At 73.2% G+C, this 15315-nt stretch carries 13 protein-coding genes; 5 read left to right on the forward strand and 8 right to left on the reverse strand.

The genetic code is table 11. The features are described 5' to 3' along the window. The first annotated feature begins 76 nt into the window (after positions 1-76). Positions 77-2842 carry an alpha/beta hydrolase gene (locus ACZ7L0_RS25790; RefSeq protein ID WP_471244919.1) on the forward strand — a complete coding sequence of 922 codons (2766 nt, stop codon included), beginning with the start codon at positions 77-79 and terminating at the stop codon, positions 2840-2842. A gap of 61 nt (positions 2843-2903) precedes the next feature. On the opposite strand, the gene ACZ7L0_RS25795 is transcribed toward ACZ7L0_RS25790, so the two are convergent. Beyond that, positions 2904-3290 carry a PPOX class F420-dependent oxidoreductase gene (locus tag ACZ7L0_RS25795; RefSeq protein ID WP_471244920.1) on the reverse strand — a complete coding sequence of 129 codons (387 nt, stop codon included), beginning with the start codon at positions 3288-3290 and terminating at the stop codon, positions 2904-2906. A 9-nt stretch (positions 3291-3299) separates the two neighbouring features. After that, positions 3300-4517, reverse strand: coding sequence for a MalY/PatB family protein (locus ACZ7L0_RS25800; RefSeq protein ID WP_471244921.1), 1218 nt, complete (start codon positions 4515-4517; stop codon positions 3300-3302). A gap of 160 nt (positions 4518-4677) precedes the next feature. Here ACZ7L0_RS25800 and ACZ7L0_RS25805 point away from each other — a divergent pair, with 160 nt between their 5' ends. Together ACZ7L0_RS25805 and ACZ7L0_RS25810 are read left to right on the forward strand one after the other, a co-directional pair. After that, a complete protein-coding gene (locus tag ACZ7L0_RS25805) occupies positions 4678-5508 on the forward strand; it encodes an SAM-dependent methyltransferase (RefSeq protein WP_471244922.1) in 831 nt (276 codons plus the stop codon). Between the two features lie 119 nt (positions 5509-5627). Then, on the forward strand, positions 5628-7004 hold the full coding sequence (locus ACZ7L0_RS25810) for a S1 family peptidase (protein WP_471244923.1): 1377 nt from the start codon (positions 5628-5630) through the stop codon (positions 7002-7004). 36 nt (positions 7005-7040) lie between these two features. Here ACZ7L0_RS25810 and ACZ7L0_RS25815 read toward each other — a convergent pair whose 3' ends face one another. Beyond that, positions 7041-7199 (reverse strand): hypothetical protein, encoded by a 159-nt coding sequence (locus ACZ7L0_RS25815; RefSeq protein ID WP_471245113.1) that lies wholly within the window; start codon positions 7197-7199, stop codon positions 7041-7043. Positions 7200-7311: 112 nt separating this feature from the next. Then, complete coding sequence (locus ACZ7L0_RS25820; RefSeq protein ID WP_471244924.1) at positions 7312-8478, reverse strand: ROK family transcriptional regulator; 1167 nt, start codon at positions 8476-8478, stop codon at positions 7312-7314. 115 nt (positions 8479-8593) lie between these two features. Between ACZ7L0_RS25820 and ACZ7L0_RS25825 the strand changes: the two genes are divergently transcribed. Next, complete coding sequence (locus ACZ7L0_RS25825; protein WP_471244925.1) at positions 8594-9796, forward strand: Gfo/Idh/MocA family protein; 1203 nt, start codon at positions 8594-8596, stop codon at positions 9794-9796. A 4-nt stretch (positions 9797-9800) separates the two neighbouring features. On the opposite strand, the gene ACZ7L0_RS25830 is transcribed toward ACZ7L0_RS25825, so the two are convergent. Both ACZ7L0_RS25830 and ACZ7L0_RS25835 read right to left on the reverse strand, forming a co-directional pair. Continuing rightward, positions 9801-10499, reverse strand: coding sequence for a L,D-transpeptidase family protein (locus ACZ7L0_RS25830; protein WP_471244926.1), 699 nt, complete (start codon positions 10497-10499; stop codon positions 9801-9803). Positions 10500-10637: 138 nt separating this feature from the next. Then, positions 10638-12026, reverse strand: coding sequence for an aminotransferase-like domain-containing protein (locus ACZ7L0_RS25835; protein ID WP_471244927.1), 1389 nt, complete (start codon positions 12024-12026; stop codon positions 10638-10640). A gap of 61 nt (positions 12027-12087) precedes the next feature. Between ACZ7L0_RS25835 and ACZ7L0_RS25840 the strand changes: the two genes are divergently transcribed. Next, positions 12088-13473, forward strand: a complete 1386-nt coding sequence (locus tag ACZ7L0_RS25840) for a pyridoxal phosphate-dependent decarboxylase family protein (protein WP_471244928.1) — start codon at positions 12088-12090, stop codon at positions 13471-13473. 3 nt (positions 13474-13476) lie between these two features. On the opposite strand, the gene ACZ7L0_RS25845 is transcribed toward ACZ7L0_RS25840, so the two are convergent. Beyond that, complete coding sequence (locus ACZ7L0_RS25845; protein ID WP_471244929.1) at positions 13477-14274, reverse strand: SDR family NAD(P)-dependent oxidoreductase; 798 nt, start codon at positions 14272-14274, stop codon at positions 13477-13479. 82 nt (positions 14275-14356) lie between these two features. After that, the gene (locus tag ACZ7L0_RS25850; RefSeq protein WP_471244930.1) at positions 14357-15271 is read right to left on the reverse strand and encodes an SDR family oxidoreductase; all 915 of its coding nucleotides are present in this window, start codon (positions 15269-15271) and stop codon (positions 14357-14359) included. Between the last annotated feature and the right edge of the window lie 44 nt (positions 15272-15315).

The following is a 15315-nucleotide window of genomic DNA, read 5'->3' on the forward strand; positions in this document are numbered from 1 at the left end:
CTTCCCGTCCTCCGGAACGCGAGGGGCCCCCGGGACGGCCGGGGTGCCCCGACTCGGCGTTCGAGGAGGGGAAACAGTGGTCCGTGCCCGGCGAATATGGGTCACCGCCGCGGTGTTACTCGCGGTGGCGGGAGGATCCCCGGGGTTGGCGCAGGCGCAACAGCCACCGGACAGAGGGGCGTTGGCGGCGGCCGGGGAGAGCCTCCCACCGGGCTGGCACATCGCCGGTACGCGCTCGGCGCCGCAGCTGGTGTGGCGGTCGGCCGCGCGGGTGCCCATGGGAGACGCGCGCGTGGAGTTCCGTACGGCGGGACGCCTGCTGGGCGTTCCGGCGCCGGGGAAGGACGGGCACAGCTTCCGCCTCGGCCTGGACGGGGTGCGCTCGGCGGGCCTGAAGAGTCTCGAAGTGTGGTCGGGCGGCCGGAGGCTGGACGCCGAGAAGTCCGACGCCGCCCCGCAGGACCACGATGCGGCGGCGGCCCGGCCCCCGGCGCCGCTGCCCGCGGGCCGCGTGGACCCGGGCAAGCCCGGCTCGTACCGCACGGTGACCGGTGAGTACACCCTCAAGTCGGTCAAGCTGCCCGGGTTTTCGGAGCCGGTCGAGATGAAGGGCGTGGTGGTGGCGCCGACCGGGGCCACCGGGCGCAGGCCGCTGGCGCTGTTCCTGCACGGCCGCCACTACACCTGCTACACCTCGCACGGCAACATCACCGGCGACTGGCCGTGCAAGGCCGGCAGCAAGCCGGTGCCGAGCCACCGCGGCTATCTGCGCGACCAGAAGCTGCTGGCCTCGCAGGGCTATGTGACGGTGTCGGTCTCCGCCAACGGCGTCAACGGCCAGGACTGGGCCGCCGAGGACGGCGGGGCGCAGGCCCGTTCGTCGCTGGTGCGGCTGCATCTGGCCCAGTGGGCCGACTGGGCCGAACACCCCGACGCCGCACCGCCGGTGGTCCGTGACGCCCCGCGCGCCGACCCCTCCCGTGTGCTGCTGGTCGGGCACTCCCGGGGCGGCGAGGGTGTGAACCGGGCCGCGCTGGACAGCCTGTACCCGCCGCCCGCCGACCAGGACGGCTACCACGGGCCGGTGCGCTGGCACATCAGCGGCACCGTGCTGATCGGCCCGACCGTCTTCGGCCAGAACCCGGTGCCGGACGTGCCGTCGGTGTCGATCCTGCCGGGCTGCGACGGCGACGTCTCCGACCTCCAGGGCGAGGTGTACGTCGACGGCACCCGGGGCGTCAGCCGCGGCACCGCCCCGCACAGCGCCGTGTACGTGGTCGGCGCCAACCACAACTTCTTCAACACCGAGTGGACGCCGGGGCAGGCGCAGGCTCCGGCGGAGGACGACTTCTGGGACGACCCGGACCACCGGGACCGGGTGTGCGGCAAGGGCGCGGCCACCCGGCTGACCGCCAACCAGCAGCACAAGGCGGGCTCGACCTACATCGCGGCCGCGGCCCGGCTGTTCGTCGCCGGGGACGACCGGGTGCGTCCACTGCTCGACGGTTCGGGCCGGCGTGCCCCCTCGGCGGACCCGGCGCGGGTGCTCAGCCACGCGGTCGGTGCGAACCGGGGCGCCCGGTTCCTGCCGGACGACAAGGTGACCGTGTCGGGCGCGCGGCTGTGCGCCGCGGTCGACCCCGACCCGGCCGTCGCCTGCCTGGGACGGAACGTGAAGGGCGGTTCACCGCACTTCGCGATGTGGGAGACGCAGAAGGAGGCGGGGCGGCACGCCGTCGCGCTGCGCTGGACCTCGGCCGGTTCCCCGGCCCGGATCAGCCCGGCAAAGCCGGTGTCCCTCGGCGGCGCCAAGGCGCTGACCCTGCGGGTGATCGTGCCGCAGAACACCACCGGGACCCAGCTGGACGTGTCCCTCACCGACACCTCCGGCCGCAAGGCGAACCTGGGCCGGGTGCGGGTGGACGGGCTGCCGGGCAGTGAGCGGACCGCGTCGTACTGGGCGCGCGAGGTGCGCGTGCCGCTGACGGCGGCCGGCCGGGCCGGACTCGACCTGCGGCACGTCAAGTCCCTCGGGCTGACGCCGCGTTCGCGGTCGGGGCAGGCCTGGCTGATGGACGCCTGGGGCTGGCGGCCCGGCACGCCCGCGGTGCACGCGGCGGCGCTGGGGCGCGTCGACGTCGGCCGGACCACGGTCGACGAGGGCGACTCGGGCGTGCGCACCTACCGGGTGCCGGTCCAGGTGTCCGGGCAGGGCAGCGGCCAGGTGCGGGTGTACGTCGTCGACCCGGTCACCGGGCAGACCAAGGACCGGCTGGTGACGGTGCGGCCCGGCGGTCAGGACATCGACGTACCGGTCAAGGTCGAGGGGAACACCCGGTACGGCGACGACGTACCGCACGACATCCTGGTCAAGGCGGTGAAGGGCACGGTCGTCGGCTCCTACCGGGGCGGCATCACCGTCCGCAACGACGACCCGGCGCCGAAGATCACCGTGACCCCGGTGGCCGGACGGGTGACCGAGGGACAGACCCTCAAGTGGCGGATGTCGCTGTCCGAGGCCACCGACGTGGGCCTCGGTACGGCGTTCATGGTGGTGCCGGTCTCCGGAACGGAGCTGTCCACGAAGGACGTCGACCCCGCCTGGCTGCGGGACGCCGCCGGAGCGTCGCCGAACCCGGAGCGTCCGCTGTCCAAGGTGGAGAACCTCTACCTGTGGGTGGACGTCCCGGCGGGCAGGCTGAGCAGCGACGTGACGCTGCCCACGGTCAAGGACCGGGTCGCCGAGTCCGAGGAGTCCGTGCGCTTCCAGCAGGTCGACGACGAGGGCGGCCCGCAGTCGGGCGGGCTGGTCATGGACGGCACGGTGCTGAACGCGCCGTGACCGTGCACCGCACACCGGCGGGGCCGCGGCACACCGGCCGCGGCCCCGCCGGCCGTCTCCGTCAGGTCCCGAGGGTGACCGTGACCCCCACCGTCCCGTCCCGCCCTCTGCGCAGGCGGCTGCCCAGCAGCGTGAGGCGGCCGAAGACGCCGTACTTGCGGGCGACGAGCCCCCGGTAGCGCTCGGCCGTGGCCGCGTCGCGGATCTCGGCGGTGGCCGGGATCTGGTCGCCGGTCGGCCGGCCCCGCGCGTCACAGGGGCCCACGAGGACGTCGGGGCGGCGGCGGATCCGCTTGACCTTCCAGGAGTCGGCGGCCGTCCAGATGCCGAGCGCGCCCCCGTCCCGTACCACCCAGACGGGTGTGGGGACCGGGGTGCCGTCCTTGCGGTAGCTGGTGACCAGCAGGTACTTGCCCGCGGAGAGCCGCTCCAGCGGCGAGTCGTCCATATCCGCAGTCTAGGAGGACGCCGTCGGCCCGGCCCCCGGACGGCCGGCTCCTCGTAGGGCCGCCGCCATCCTCCGCACCCCTTCCGTGATCACCTCCGGTGACGTCGCGAGGTTGAGGCGTACGTGCCCGGCGCCGCCGGTGCCGAACGGGAGCCCGGAGTTGAGGGCGACCCGGCCGCGGGTCAGGAAGGCCTCGGCCGGGTCGTCGCCGAGGCCGAGGGCGCGGCAGTCGAGCCAGGCGAGGTAGGTGGCCTCGGCCGGGCGGTGGCGGATCGCGGGCAGGTGCTCGGCGAGCAGTCCGGCGAGCAGGCGCCGGTTGTCGTCGAGGCCGGTCAGCAGGGCGTCCAGCCAGCCGGTGCCGTCGCGCAGGGCCGCGGTGTGGGCGATGACACCGAGGTGACTGGGGCCGTGGCCCACCTCCTCGGGCAGCCGGGCGAGGTCGGCGGCGGCCCCGGGCCCGGCGACGGCGAGCGCGGCCTTGAGCCCGGCCAGGTTCCACCCCTTGGACGCCGACATCAGCGACAGCCCGCGCTCCCCGCCCGGCACCGCCAGATACGGCACGAAGGCGGCACCGGCGGCGACCAGCGGGGCGTGGATCTCGTCGGCCACGACCCGCACGCCGTACCGCTCGGCGAGCGCGGCGACGGCGGCCAGCTCGTCGGCCGTGTGCACGGTGCCGGTCGGGTTGTGCGGGCTGCAGAGCAGGTACGCGGCCCGCCCGCCGCCGGCGACCGCCGCCCGGAAGGCCTCCTCCAGCACATCGAGGTCGATGCGCAGGTCCGCGCCGAGCGGGGCCTCGACCACCCGCCGGCCCAGGTGTGTGACGAACGGGAAGAACGGCGGATACACCGGGGTGTTGACCACCACCGGATCCCCGTTCCCGGTGACCAGCTTGAGCATCTCGACCACGCCCAGCATCACGTCGGGCACGATCGCGGTGCGCTCCACCGCGAGCCCGTCCCAGCCCCACCGCCGGGCCGCGAAGGCCGCCAGCGCCTCGGCGTAGGCGGTGCCCGCCGGGTAGCCGGTGTCCCCGAGTTCCAGCGCCTCGGTGACGGCGCGGACCACTGCCGGGGCGAGCGGCACGTCCATCTCGGCCACCCACAGCGGCAGCACGTCCTCGGGGTAGGTGCGCCATTTCATGCTCGTACGACATCGCAGCCGCTCCAGGGTGAGTACGCGCAGCGGATTCGGTTCACCTGGCGTGTCGTGAGGGATGCTGGTCATGGGGCTCAAGATAGGGGGCCGGGGCGTGCGGCGGACCCGGGCGCGGGCCGCGGGTCCGGACGTGGAAAACCCCGGACGACCGGCGGAGATCAACTCCGGCGTCTAGATTGCCTCTTGACCCCTGTACCTCCTTCATCAGGCATCCAGGAGCTGACCCCCCGTGACCGACAACCCGGCAGCCACCAACGACGTGGCCGTGTCGCTGCGCGCCCGCGTCAACACCAGCCAGCCGCACACGGCCCGGATCTGGAACTACTGGCTCGGCGGCAAGGACAACTACGAGGTCGACCGCGCGGCCGGCGACCAGATCCGGCAACTGCACCCGGGCATCGGCGAGTACGCCCGCGCGGACCGTCTGTTCCTGGGGCGGGCCGTGCGGCACCTGGTGGGCGACCTCGGCATCCGCCAGTTCCTGGACATCGGTACCGGGCTGCCCACCGCCGACAACACGCACGAGGTCGCCCAGCGCGTCGCTCCGGAGAGCCGGATCGTGTACGTCGACAACGACCCGCTGGTCCTCGCGCACGCGCGGGCCCTGCTCACCAGCACGCCCGAGGGCCGTACCGACTACCTCGACGAGGACCTCCGCAACGTCGACGCGATCCTCGAACACGCCGCGAAGACCCTGGACCTCAGCGAGCCGGTCGCGCTGATGCTGCTCGGCGTGGTCATCTTCGTCGGCGACGACGAGGACCCGTACGGCCTGGTGCGCCGGCTCGTGGACCGGCTGCCGTCGGGGAGCCATCTGGTGCTCTCCCACACCATCACCAGCCCGTCGATGCCGGATGTGGACGAGGCGGTCGCGTTCTGGAACGAGCACGGCACGCCGAAGCTCACCCAGCGCACCCCCGAGGACGTCGCCCGCTTCTTCGACGGTCTGCGGCTGCTGGAGCCGGGGGTGGTGTCCTGCTCGCGCTGGCGCCCGGAGCCCGGCGACGGGGCCGAGCCGGACGAAGTGGCCATGTTCGCGGGAGTGGCCCGCAAGGACTGAGAAGATCATGACGGCGGTGAACGCCGTCGCCCCGAGCCACGTATGAAGGACAGGGCACTCAACGACCGGAGGGCCCCGCGGTGTTGAGACACCGTGCGTTCGGGGTTCGGGAGCCATGCATGAGGCACGCACGACGACGGGTCGTCCGGCGGGTGACACAGCTGGCGGCGGTCGGCGGACTCCTGCTGGGAGGCGTGATGGTCACCCAGGCCATGGCGAGCGAGACTCCCGGCACGTCCGCCGTGCCGTCCAGTTCGGCGGACAAGGCCGGGAGCACCGGCACCGCGCTCACCGCGAAGCTCGGCACGACCCGTACGGCGGGCAGCTGGATCAGCGCCGACGGACGCCCGGTCGTCGCGGTCACCGACCAGGAGGCGGCGGCCGTGGTGAAGAAGGCCGGGGCCGAGGCGAAGGTCGTGGGCCACAGCATGAAGGAGCTCAAGTCGGCCGCCGCCACGCTGCGTTCGGCGCCCCGGGTGGCGGGCACCGCGTGGTCGCTGGACTACCGGACCAACGAGGTCGTGGTGCAGGCCGACAAGACCGTGTCGAAGGCCGACTGGAACCGGCTGTCGAAGGTGGCCGAGGGCATCGGCGGCTTCGTGCGCATGGAGCGCACGCAGAGCACCTTCACCACCCGGCTGAACGGGGCGCAGCCGATCCTCTCCACCAACGGCCGCTGCTCGGCGGGCTTCAACGTCACCGACGGCAAGAGCGACTTCATCCTCACGGCCGGTCACTGCGGGCCCTCCGGTTCCATCTGGTTCGCCGACAACCAGGGCAACCAGCAGCTGGGCAAGACGGTCCAGAACAGCTTCCCCGGCGGTGACTTCTCGCTCATCCAGTACACGTCCGGGAAGGCCGGCGACGGCGCGGACGTGGTGGCCATCGGCAACGGCAACGGCGTGCGGATCACCGGCGCGGCCGATCCCACGGTCGGCCAGCGGGTGTTCCGCAGCGGCAGCACGACCGGGCTGCGCGACGGTCAGGTGACCGGGCTCAACGCGACCGTGAACTACCCCGAGGGCACCGTCACCGGCCTCATCCAGACCAATGTGTGCGCCGAACCGGGCGACAGCGGCGGTCCCATGTTCTCGGAGGGCATCGCGCTGGGGGTGACCTCGGGCGGCAGCGGCGACTGCACCACGGGCGGTACGACCTTCTTCCAGCCGGTGACGAAGGCGATGTCCGCGCTCGGTGTCCAGCTGATCGCGTCGACGCAGAACGCCGCCGGCGGCCAGGGCGCCTCTCCCGCGCCGTCCGCCTCGTCCACCCAGAGCGCGATCGCGCCCAGCGCGGCCTCGCCCGGCTCCTCGGCACCGGTCACCGGGACCGCGGACGGCGAGACCCTTCTGGCCCGGCTCACCGACACCCGGAACATCGGCCCCGGGCTGCTGGTCATCGCGGGCAGCCTGATCGCCCTGGTCGCGACGCGGTACATCCGCGCGGAACAGGACCGCAAGGCGTATCAGCGGTATTACTCGGCCACGTGGGGTTAAAAAAGTAGGGCCTGTCCCAGTGGACAGGCCCGAGGCCTACTGAGGGGTGGCCGCGGCCCACTCCAACACGAGCCGCTGGTACTCCTCGCGCTGCTCGGTGGTCAGTGTCCCGCCCGACCGGAGCCACAGGGCCCGGATCTCCTCGTTGACCTCCGCGGCCGATCGCTCGGAGACGGCTTCAACAGTGGTGGACATGATGTGAAGCATATGCCGGTCGCCGTGAAGGCGCCGTGAGTAAGTACGAGCTATTCGGACATTTCAGACCGTGTTGCTCATCACGTCAAGAGGGCGGGGAGTCACGGAGAGTTCACCCCTCGACGGTGCCGAGCACCAGAACCTGGATGGCCAGCACGGCCGCCCCGCGCGCCCAGTCGTGAAAGTCGGACACCTTCGTCTCCAGTCCGACCGGTTCGGCCAGCGGGTGGCGGTGGGAGCGGATCGTCTCGTCCACCGCCGCACCGGCCACGTCCATCAGCCCGACCCCCTCCCCCGCGAGCAGGATCCGCTGCGGCATGACGAAGTTGGCGATCTGGGCGACCAGCGTGCCCAGGGCCCGCGCCGCCTCGTCGACCACCCGGGCGGCCATGGGCTCGCCCTCGGCGGCGCGGGCGAGGATCTCCTCGTAGGTCGCGTCGCGGCCGGTGGCGGCCCGGATCTGGTAGCGGATGCTGGGGATGGTGAGAAGGGACACGGCGCTGCCGCGGGCGCCGTCCGGGGTCAGCGGGCCGTGGGGCTGGATGATCCAGTGGCGCCCGAACCCCCGGTCCTCCTCGGCATGCGGCACCCGCCTGCCGCCCAGCACCAGCCCGTAGCCGATGCCGGCGCCGATCGTCAGCACGACGAAGCGGTCCAGGCCGCGGCCCGCGCCGAACCAGGTCTCGGCCTCCACCAGGGCGGCGACGTCGTTCTCGACGACCACCGGCAGTCCGGTGCGCTCCCCCACCAGCCGGGCCAGGGGGACGTCCCGCCAGCCCAGGTACGGGGAGTCGCCGACCACGGCCCGCTCCCGGACCAGGCCGCCCACACCGATGCCGATGCCCGCGAGCGGGGCGGGGGGGCCGACGGCGAGCTCTGCGGTCATCGCGGCCAGCAGGTCGGCCACCTCGCCGGGGTCGTGGCCGGTGAGCGGGCGGTCGAGGCGGGCGACCACCTCGCTGCGCAGGGTGGTGACGACGCCGTAGGCCATGTCCTCGGTGACCTTGAACCCGAGGAAGGCGCGGGAGTCGGCGACGACGTCCAGCGGCTGCGAGGGCCGCCCCTGACGCGCCTGGGCCGCGGCGACCCCGTCGGGCACCTCGACCAGCAGGCCGGACTCGATCAGCGGTTTGGTCAGCCGGGTGAGGCTGCCCGCCGAGAGGTTCAGCCGCCGGGCGAGTTCGGTGCGCGAGAGGGGGCCGTGGACGAGCACCTCGATCGCCACGGAGCGCTCCGCGGGGCTCAGCGGGTGCCATCCGGCCGTGGGGGCGGTGGTCATAAGGTCGACTCCCCTTTTTCTTTCGCATCGGAAACAAAGAGGCCACCCCGGCGCGGGCAATCCCGTCGCAGCGGGCCTCTTGACACCCATATTCTTTCAGACCAAAAGTAACTCCATGACCTTCTCCCTTGGCATCGTCGGAGCCGGACAGTTCTCCGGTCAGTTCGCCACCCTGTTCCACGCCCATCCCGGAGTGGGTGACGTCTACGTCACCGACCTCCTGCCGGAGCGGGCCGAGCGGCTCGCCGCCGCGCAGGGGCTCGCGGGCACCTTCCCCACGTACGAGGACATGCTGGAGTCGAAGGCGGTCGACGCGGTCGCGATCTTCACCCAGCGCTGGACCCACGGCCCGCTGGTCCTGCGGGCGCTGAACGCCGGGAAGCACGTGTACAGCGCCGTACCGATGGCCGTCAGCACGGAGGAGATCGCGGCGATCGTCGACGCGGTGCGGGCGACCGGACTGACCTACATGATGGGCGAGACCAGCCAGTACAACCCGGCCACCGTGCACGCCCGCGACCAGCTCGCCGAGGGCGCCTTCGGGCGGCTCTTCTACGCCGAGGGCGACTACGTCCACGACATGGACCTGGGGTTCTACGAGGCGTACCGGTACAGCGGCGGCGAGAACTGGAAGGCGACCGCCAGCTATCCGCCGCTGCTGTACCCCACGCACTCGGTGGGCGGGGTGCTCGGGGCCTGGCGGACGCACGCGGTCAGCGTGTCGGCGATCGGTGTCGTCGACGGGCGCGGGGACGGCGTGTTCGACAAGGAGGTCAGCCAGTTCGGCAACGACTTCTCCAACGCGACCGCGCTGTTCGAGGTGGCGGGCGGCGGCTCGTTCCGGACGAACGAGTTCCGGCGGGTCGGCTACCCGTCGCACATACGGGAGTCACGGTTCCGGTTCTTCGGCACGGAGGCCAGCATGGAGCAACTCGCCACGGTCGCCCTGTGGCAGGACAAGGAAGGGGTGAAGGACATCACGGAACTCCTGGAGCCCAAGCCCACCATGTCCCCCGACGACCCGTCCCTGCGGCACGTCGCGCCGGAGCTGCGGGCCGCGTTCACCTCCGGATCGGCGCCGGTGCACGACCGCTCCCGGCTGCCACGGGAGTTCGACCACCTGCACAACGGCCACGAGGGCAGCCACCACTTCCTGGCCGACGACTTCGTGACCGCGGTGAACACCCGCACCCTGCCCTCGGTGAACGCCTGGGTCGCGGCCCGCTACACCCTGCCGGGCATCATCGCGCACGAGTCCGCGCGACAGGGCGGGGTCCGGCTGGAGATCCCTGACTTCGGGGACGCGCCACGGGCATGACGGTTCAGGTGCCCGGCTTGCGGCCGTAGACGAACACGTCGTCACCCTTCTTCAGCAGCGACCAGTACTTCTTGGCGGCCGTCGTCGTCATGTTGACGCAGCCGTGCGAGCCCGGCGGGTTCCACATGCTGAGGTTCACCGAGTGGAAGGCCTGGCCGCCGTCGAAGAACTGGCTGTAGGGCATGGGCACGTCGTAGATGGTCGAGACGTGGTCGATGTCCCGCCAGTAGATCTTCTTCAGACCGGTACGGGTCTCGTACCCGTCCCGGCCCGTGCGCACCGGCACCGGACCGTAGACCAGCTTGTCGCCGTCCTGGATCCAGCTCAGCTGGAGAGTGAGGTTCACGCAGGCGATGCGGCCCTTGTTCACCGGGCACTTGCCGTCCTTGTTGGGGTCGCTCCCGACGGCCTTCTGCTTGTTCATCAGGTCCATCACGCCCCAGGTGACGGGACCCGCGTAGCCGATGGCGGGCGTGATGCCGTGCTTGTTCTGGAAGGCCCGGATGGCCTTGCAGTCGGCGGCCGACTGCTTGCCGTCGACCGGACGGCCGAGGAACTTCTCCACCTGCTTCTGGTACGGCCCCGCCTGCGTCGTACAGCTCGCCGCCTGCGCCGCGGGCGCGCTCAGCGCCAGCGTGAGCGGTGCCACCAGTCCCGTGATCCCGAGCGCGACAGCGCTTCGTCTGCGTATCTCCCCACCCATGCCAGGCACTTCCCCTTCTTCACCACTCAACATTCCTGCGAATCCGGACAAGTAGACACACGGGCGGGGGCGATGGTTGCGGGAAGGGTCACGCCGTGACGAAACGGTGAACTTCGTCACCGCGCCGAACAGGCCGCCTCACGTGTCCTCGGCCCGGAGGCACTCCCGCAGGATCCCGACCGCACGCGTCAGCGTCTCGGGGGTCGCCGTGAACGGCAGGCGCAGGTGGCGGGTCAGGGTGGCGCGGTCGGCGGCGAAGAGGGGGCCCGGGGTCACGGCGAGGCCGCGGTGGGCGGCCCGGGTGGCGAGGGCGGTCGTGGAGGCGTCGAGGCGCGGCCACAGGCAGAGGCCGCCGTCGGGAACGGTGTACGTCCACCCGGTGTCCGCGAGCAGCGCGGCGAGGTGGTCGCGCTGGGCGCGGAGCCGGGCGCGGCGGTCGGTGAGGACGGCTTCCAGCGGGTCGCCGAGCAAGTCGGCGGCGACGAGCTGCTCCAGGGGCGGCGGGGAGAGCTGGGCCTGCAGCGGGTTGCGGCGCAGCGCCCGTACGAGGTCCGCTCCCGCCCTGATCCAGCCGACCCTGAGACCGCTCCAGAGGGTCTTGGAGGTGGAGCCGATCTGGATGACGCGGGGCCCGGAGAGGTGGGGTTCCGTGCCGGGCGGTGTTCTCAGGTCGAGGTCGCGCATCGTCTCGTCGACGAGGAGGGTGAGTCCGTGCCGGTCGGCGAGTCCGGCCAGCCGACGACGGGTGGGCGCGCGCATGTGGGCGCCGGTGGGGTTGTGGAAGTCGGGGACGAGGTAGGCGAGTTGGGGGCGTCGCTCCCGTACGGCGGCGGCGAGCCGGTCGGTGTCCCAGCCGTCGCGGGCCGACACGGGCACGGGCAGCAGCCGGGCCCGGCGGTGGCGCAGGACGGCCAGGGCGCCGGGGTAGGCCGGGCTCTCGACCGCGACCGGTGCCCGGCGATCGGTGTGCAGGTGGTCCAGGAGCAGGGTGAGCGCGGCCTGGGCGCCGGAGGTGACCAGGATCTGCTCGGGCCGCGTGGCCAGGCCCGCGCGCGTGTAGCGGTCGGCGAGCAGTTCGCGCAGGCCGGGCAGGCCCGCCGTGGCGACGCCGGAGTCGACGAGCAGGGCCGCGCTGCGCCCGGCGGCCCGGTCGAGGGCGGCGAGGCAGGCCTCGTGGGGTGCGGCGGTGACGGCGAGGGTGAGGTCGATGTCCGCGTCGCGGGCCCCGCCCCGGTCCAGGGACCAAGGGGTGAGGCGCTCGGTGAGCCGGGCGGGCAGGCGGACGACGCTGCCGCTGCCGTGCCGGGTGTGCAGCCAGCCGTCGTCCCGCAGCAGGGTCAGCGCGGTCACCACCGTGCCGCGGCTGACGCCCAGGGTGCGGGCGAGGTCACGTTCGGACGGCAGCCTGGTGCCGGCCGGCAGCTGCCCGTCGAGCACCGCGTCCCGTACGGCCGCGCACAGCGACCGGGCCAGGGGGCCGTCCTGAGCACGCCAGGCACCGAGCGCGGCGACGAAACCAGTGTGCATCGATCCAGTTTCCCTCAGGTGGACCAGGCCACGGTGTCCCGCCCCTCGTACGCTGCGGCTCATGCATCGCACGCTCGCCGGCGATCTCGACCGGCTCCCCCGACTCCTGCAGTCCGCCCGGGACTTCGCCGCCCGTGAACTGGATGGCCTGGCCGACCGGCCGGTGGCCCGGCCGGAACCGGCGCCCGCCCGGGCCGCCCTCCCCACCGAGGGCGCGGGCGCCGAGGGTGCCCTCGCGCGGTTCGCCGAGCGGTGGGCGCCGGGCTTCTCCGGCTCGGCTGGGCCGCGTTACCTCGGCTTCGTCACCGGCGGCGCGACACCCGCGTCGGTCACCGGGGACTGGCTGACGGCCGCCTACGACCAGAACGTCTCCGGCTCCGCGGGCTCCTGGGCGACGGCTCTGGAGCGCGAGACGGTGGCCTGGCTGCGCGAGCTGTTCGGGCTGGGCGAGGCGCACAGCGGGGCGTTCGTCACCGGGGCGACCGTGTCCAACACCGTGGGCCTCGCCGTCGCCCGGGAGTGGCTGGGCGAGCGGCTGGGCGTGGACGTCTCCCGGGACGGGGCCGCCGCGCTGGGCCCGGTCGACGTGCTGTCCGGCAGCCCGCACTCCAGCGTGTCCAAGGCGCTGTCCGTGCTGGGCATCGGACGGAACCGGCTGCGGACCGTGCCCCTGCAGGCCGGCAACCGTGAGGCCGTCGACGTGACCGCGCTCGACGCCGCGCTGGCCGAACTCGGCGGCCGGCCCGCGATCGTGGTGGCCAACGCCGGAACGGTGAACACCGTCGACTTCGACGACCTGCGGGCGATCGCGGCCCTGAAGGAGCGGTACGACTTCTGGCTGCACGTCGACGCGGCGTTCGGCGGCTTCGCCGCCCTCTCCCCCGCCCACGCCCACCTCGTGGACGGGCTCGACGCGGCCGACTCGGTCTGCGTGGACCTGCACAAGTGGCTCAACGTCCCCTACGACGCGGCCGTCCAGTTCACCCGCCGCCGCGATCTGCAGGTGGCCGTGTTCCACAACGCCTCGCCGTACCTCGGCCTGCCGGCCGGCGAGCCCGACTTCCTGCACCTGACCCCGGAGAACTCCCGGCGGCTGCGGGCCCTGCCCGCGTGGTTCTCCCTCGTCGCCTACGGCCGCGAGGGCCACCGCGAGATCGTCGAGCGGAACGTCGCCCTGGCCCGGCGGTTCGGCGCGGGCATCGACGCCCTGCCGGGGCTGCGGCTGCTGGCGCCGGTCCGGCTCAACGTCGTCTGCTTCACCCTCGCCGACGAGCCCACCCAGGAACGGGTGAACGTCCTGGCCGGGGCCGTCGCCTCCTCCGGCGAGGCGTTCCTCACGCCGACGGTGTACGACGGCGTGCCCGGGCTGCGGGCGGCTTTCAGCAACTGGCGCACCGGCGAGGACGATGTCCGGCGGGTGCTGGACGCGCTCGCGACGACGGGGTGAGTCTCAGCCCTCGGGGCGCTGCCGGAGCGCCGTGTGGAACCCCGTGTGGACGGCGGTGAGTCCGCCGTCCACACGGAGGGTGGTGCCGGTGATCCAGGCCGCGTCCCGGGACGCGAGGAAGGCGACGGCGGCGGCGATGTCCCGCGGTTCGCCGACCCGGCCGAGCGGATAGAGCGCGCGCACGGCGTCGAGGTCGGCCTCGCGCCCTTCCCAGGCCGAGGTGCGGACCGTGCCGGGTTCGACGAGGTTGACCCGGACCCCGCGCGGGGCCGCGTGCCCGGCCAGGGTGCGGGTGAGCGCGCCGAGCCCGGCCTTGGCGGCGCTGTAGGCGTGGTTGCCGAAGTCCTGCGCGGCGTTGACCGAGCCGATGGAGACGATGGCGCCCCGGCCGGAGGCGGCGAGGTGCGGGAGGGCGGCCTGGCAGCAGCGGTGGGCGCCGGTGAGGGTGACGTCGAGGTCGAGGGCCCAGGACTCCTCCGGCTGCTCCTCGAACAGCGGTGTGTCGGGAGTGCAGTGCGCGGCGCCGTTGACCAGGACGTCGAGCGAGCCGAAGGCGGCGACGGCGCGGGCGACGGCCGCCGCCACGGACTCCCGGTCGCCCACGTCGCATCCGTACGCCTCCACCGCCAGCCCCCGCTCGCGCAGCGCGGCGGCGGTCCGCTCGGCCTCGGGCAGGTCCCGGTCGGTCGCCAGGACCCGTCCGCCCTCCTCGGCGAGGCGGCGGACGACGGCGGCGCCGATGCCGCGGGCCGCGCCGGTGACGAGAACTCCGTGTCCTGCGAAGCGCTTGAGGTCGGTCATGGCCAAGACGGTACGGCCGGGACCACCGGCAGGGCAGACGGCGGCAGACGGCGTGTGCTTCTGCCCGTGTTCCCGTGGGCGGTCAGCGGTAGCCCGTGGTGTCGGCCGGTCTGCCCGCGTCCTGCACCTCGACGAGATACCGCCAGGCGTCCGGGCGGCTGCCGTCGAGGTCCGTGAAGCCGTACTCCCGGGCGAGTCCCCCGCTGGAGAGGGACGCGCCGTTGAAGCGGGCCACCTCGGGGTCGGCGGCGAGGGCGGCGACGGCGCGGCCGGCGTAGCGCGGGGTCTCGGAGATGGCGAAGTGGGGGACGCGGTCGAGGGCGTCGCGCCAGTTCTCCTCCCGTACCCCGAAGTTGTCGAGCATCATCTCCGAGCGCAGCCAGCCCGGGGTCAGCGCCACGGCGGTGGCGCCGCGCGGGCCGAGTTCGTGGCCGAGGGCGAAGGCCATCCGCAGGACGGACGCCTTGGCCAGGTCGTAGAAGAAGTTCACCCGGTAGGTGTCGCGGTTGTACTCGGCGGTTCCGTCGGTGACCTCGACCACCAGGCCGCCGGGGTGCCTGAGCAGCAGCGGCAGGGCATGGTGGCCGGTGATGGCGTGGGTCTCGACGGCGAGGCGGAGCAGCCGCAGCCCGTCGTCCAGGTCGTGTTCCCAGAGCGGGGTGTCCCAGGCGAACAGGTGCTCGCCGCCCCAGATGTCGTTGACCAGGACGTCGAGCCGCCCGGACTCGTCCGCGATCCGGTCCACGAGCGCCCGTACCCGCGCCGGGTCCAGGTGGTCGGCGGGTACGGCGATGCCCCGGCCGCCGGCTTCGGTGACCAGGTCGGCGGTGTCCTCGATGGTCTCGGGCCGGTCGTACTCCGAGCGCCGCGCGCGGGTGCTGCGCCCGGTGACATAGACGGTGGCACCGGCCGCGCCGAGCTCCACCGCGATCCCGCGCCCCGCTCCCCGCGTCGCCCCCGCGACCAGCGCGACTCTGCCCTCCAGCGGACCCGGCATGTCCGGCCTCCCTTATCCGTACGACTGCTGTCGCCGTCCAGGGT

The organism is Streptomyces sp. NPDC039424 (assembly GCF_055639495.1).

Excerpts from the sequence above, each read along its gene's own strand:
- ACZ7L0_RS25795 (WP_471244920.1), bottom strand. The coding sequence starts at position 3,290 with ATGGACGACTCGCCGCTGGAGCGGCTCTCCGCGGGCAAGTACCTGCTG.
- ACZ7L0_RS25800 (WP_471244921.1), bottom strand. The coding sequence starts at position 4,517 with ATGACCAGCATCCCTCACGACACGCCAGGTGAACCGAATCCGCTGCGC.
- ACZ7L0_RS25810 (WP_471244923.1), top strand. The coding sequence starts at position 5,628 with ATGAGGCACGCACGACGACGGGTCGTCCGGCGGGTGACACAGCTGGCG.
- ACZ7L0_RS25815 (WP_471245113.1), bottom strand. The coding sequence starts at position 7,199 with ATGTCCACCACTGTTGAAGCCGTCTCCGAGCGATCGGCCGCGGAGGTC.
- ACZ7L0_RS25820 (WP_471244924.1), bottom strand. The coding sequence starts at position 8,478 with ATGACCACCGCCCCCACGGCCGGATGGCACCCGCTGAGCCCCGCGGAG.
- ACZ7L0_RS25825 (WP_471244925.1), top strand. The coding sequence starts at position 8,594 with ATGACCTTCTCCCTTGGCATCGTCGGAGCCGGACAGTTCTCCGGTCAG.
- ACZ7L0_RS25830 (WP_471244926.1), bottom strand. The coding sequence starts at position 10,499 with ATGGGTGGGGAGATACGCAGACGAAGCGCTGTCGCGCTCGGGATCACG.
- ACZ7L0_RS25835 (WP_471244927.1), bottom strand. The coding sequence starts at position 12,026 with ATGCACACTGGTTTCGTCGCCGCGCTCGGTGCCTGGCGTGCTCAGGAC.
- ACZ7L0_RS25840 (WP_471244928.1), top strand. The coding sequence starts at position 12,088 with ATGCATCGCACGCTCGCCGGCGATCTCGACCGGCTCCCCCGACTCCTG.
- ACZ7L0_RS25845 (WP_471244929.1), bottom strand. The coding sequence starts at position 14,274 with ATGACCGACCTCAAGCGCTTCGCAGGACACGGAGTTCTCGTCACCGGC.
- ACZ7L0_RS25850 (WP_471244930.1), bottom strand. The coding sequence starts at position 15,271 with ATGCCGGGTCCGCTGGAGGGCAGAGTCGCGCTGGTCGCGGGGGCGACG.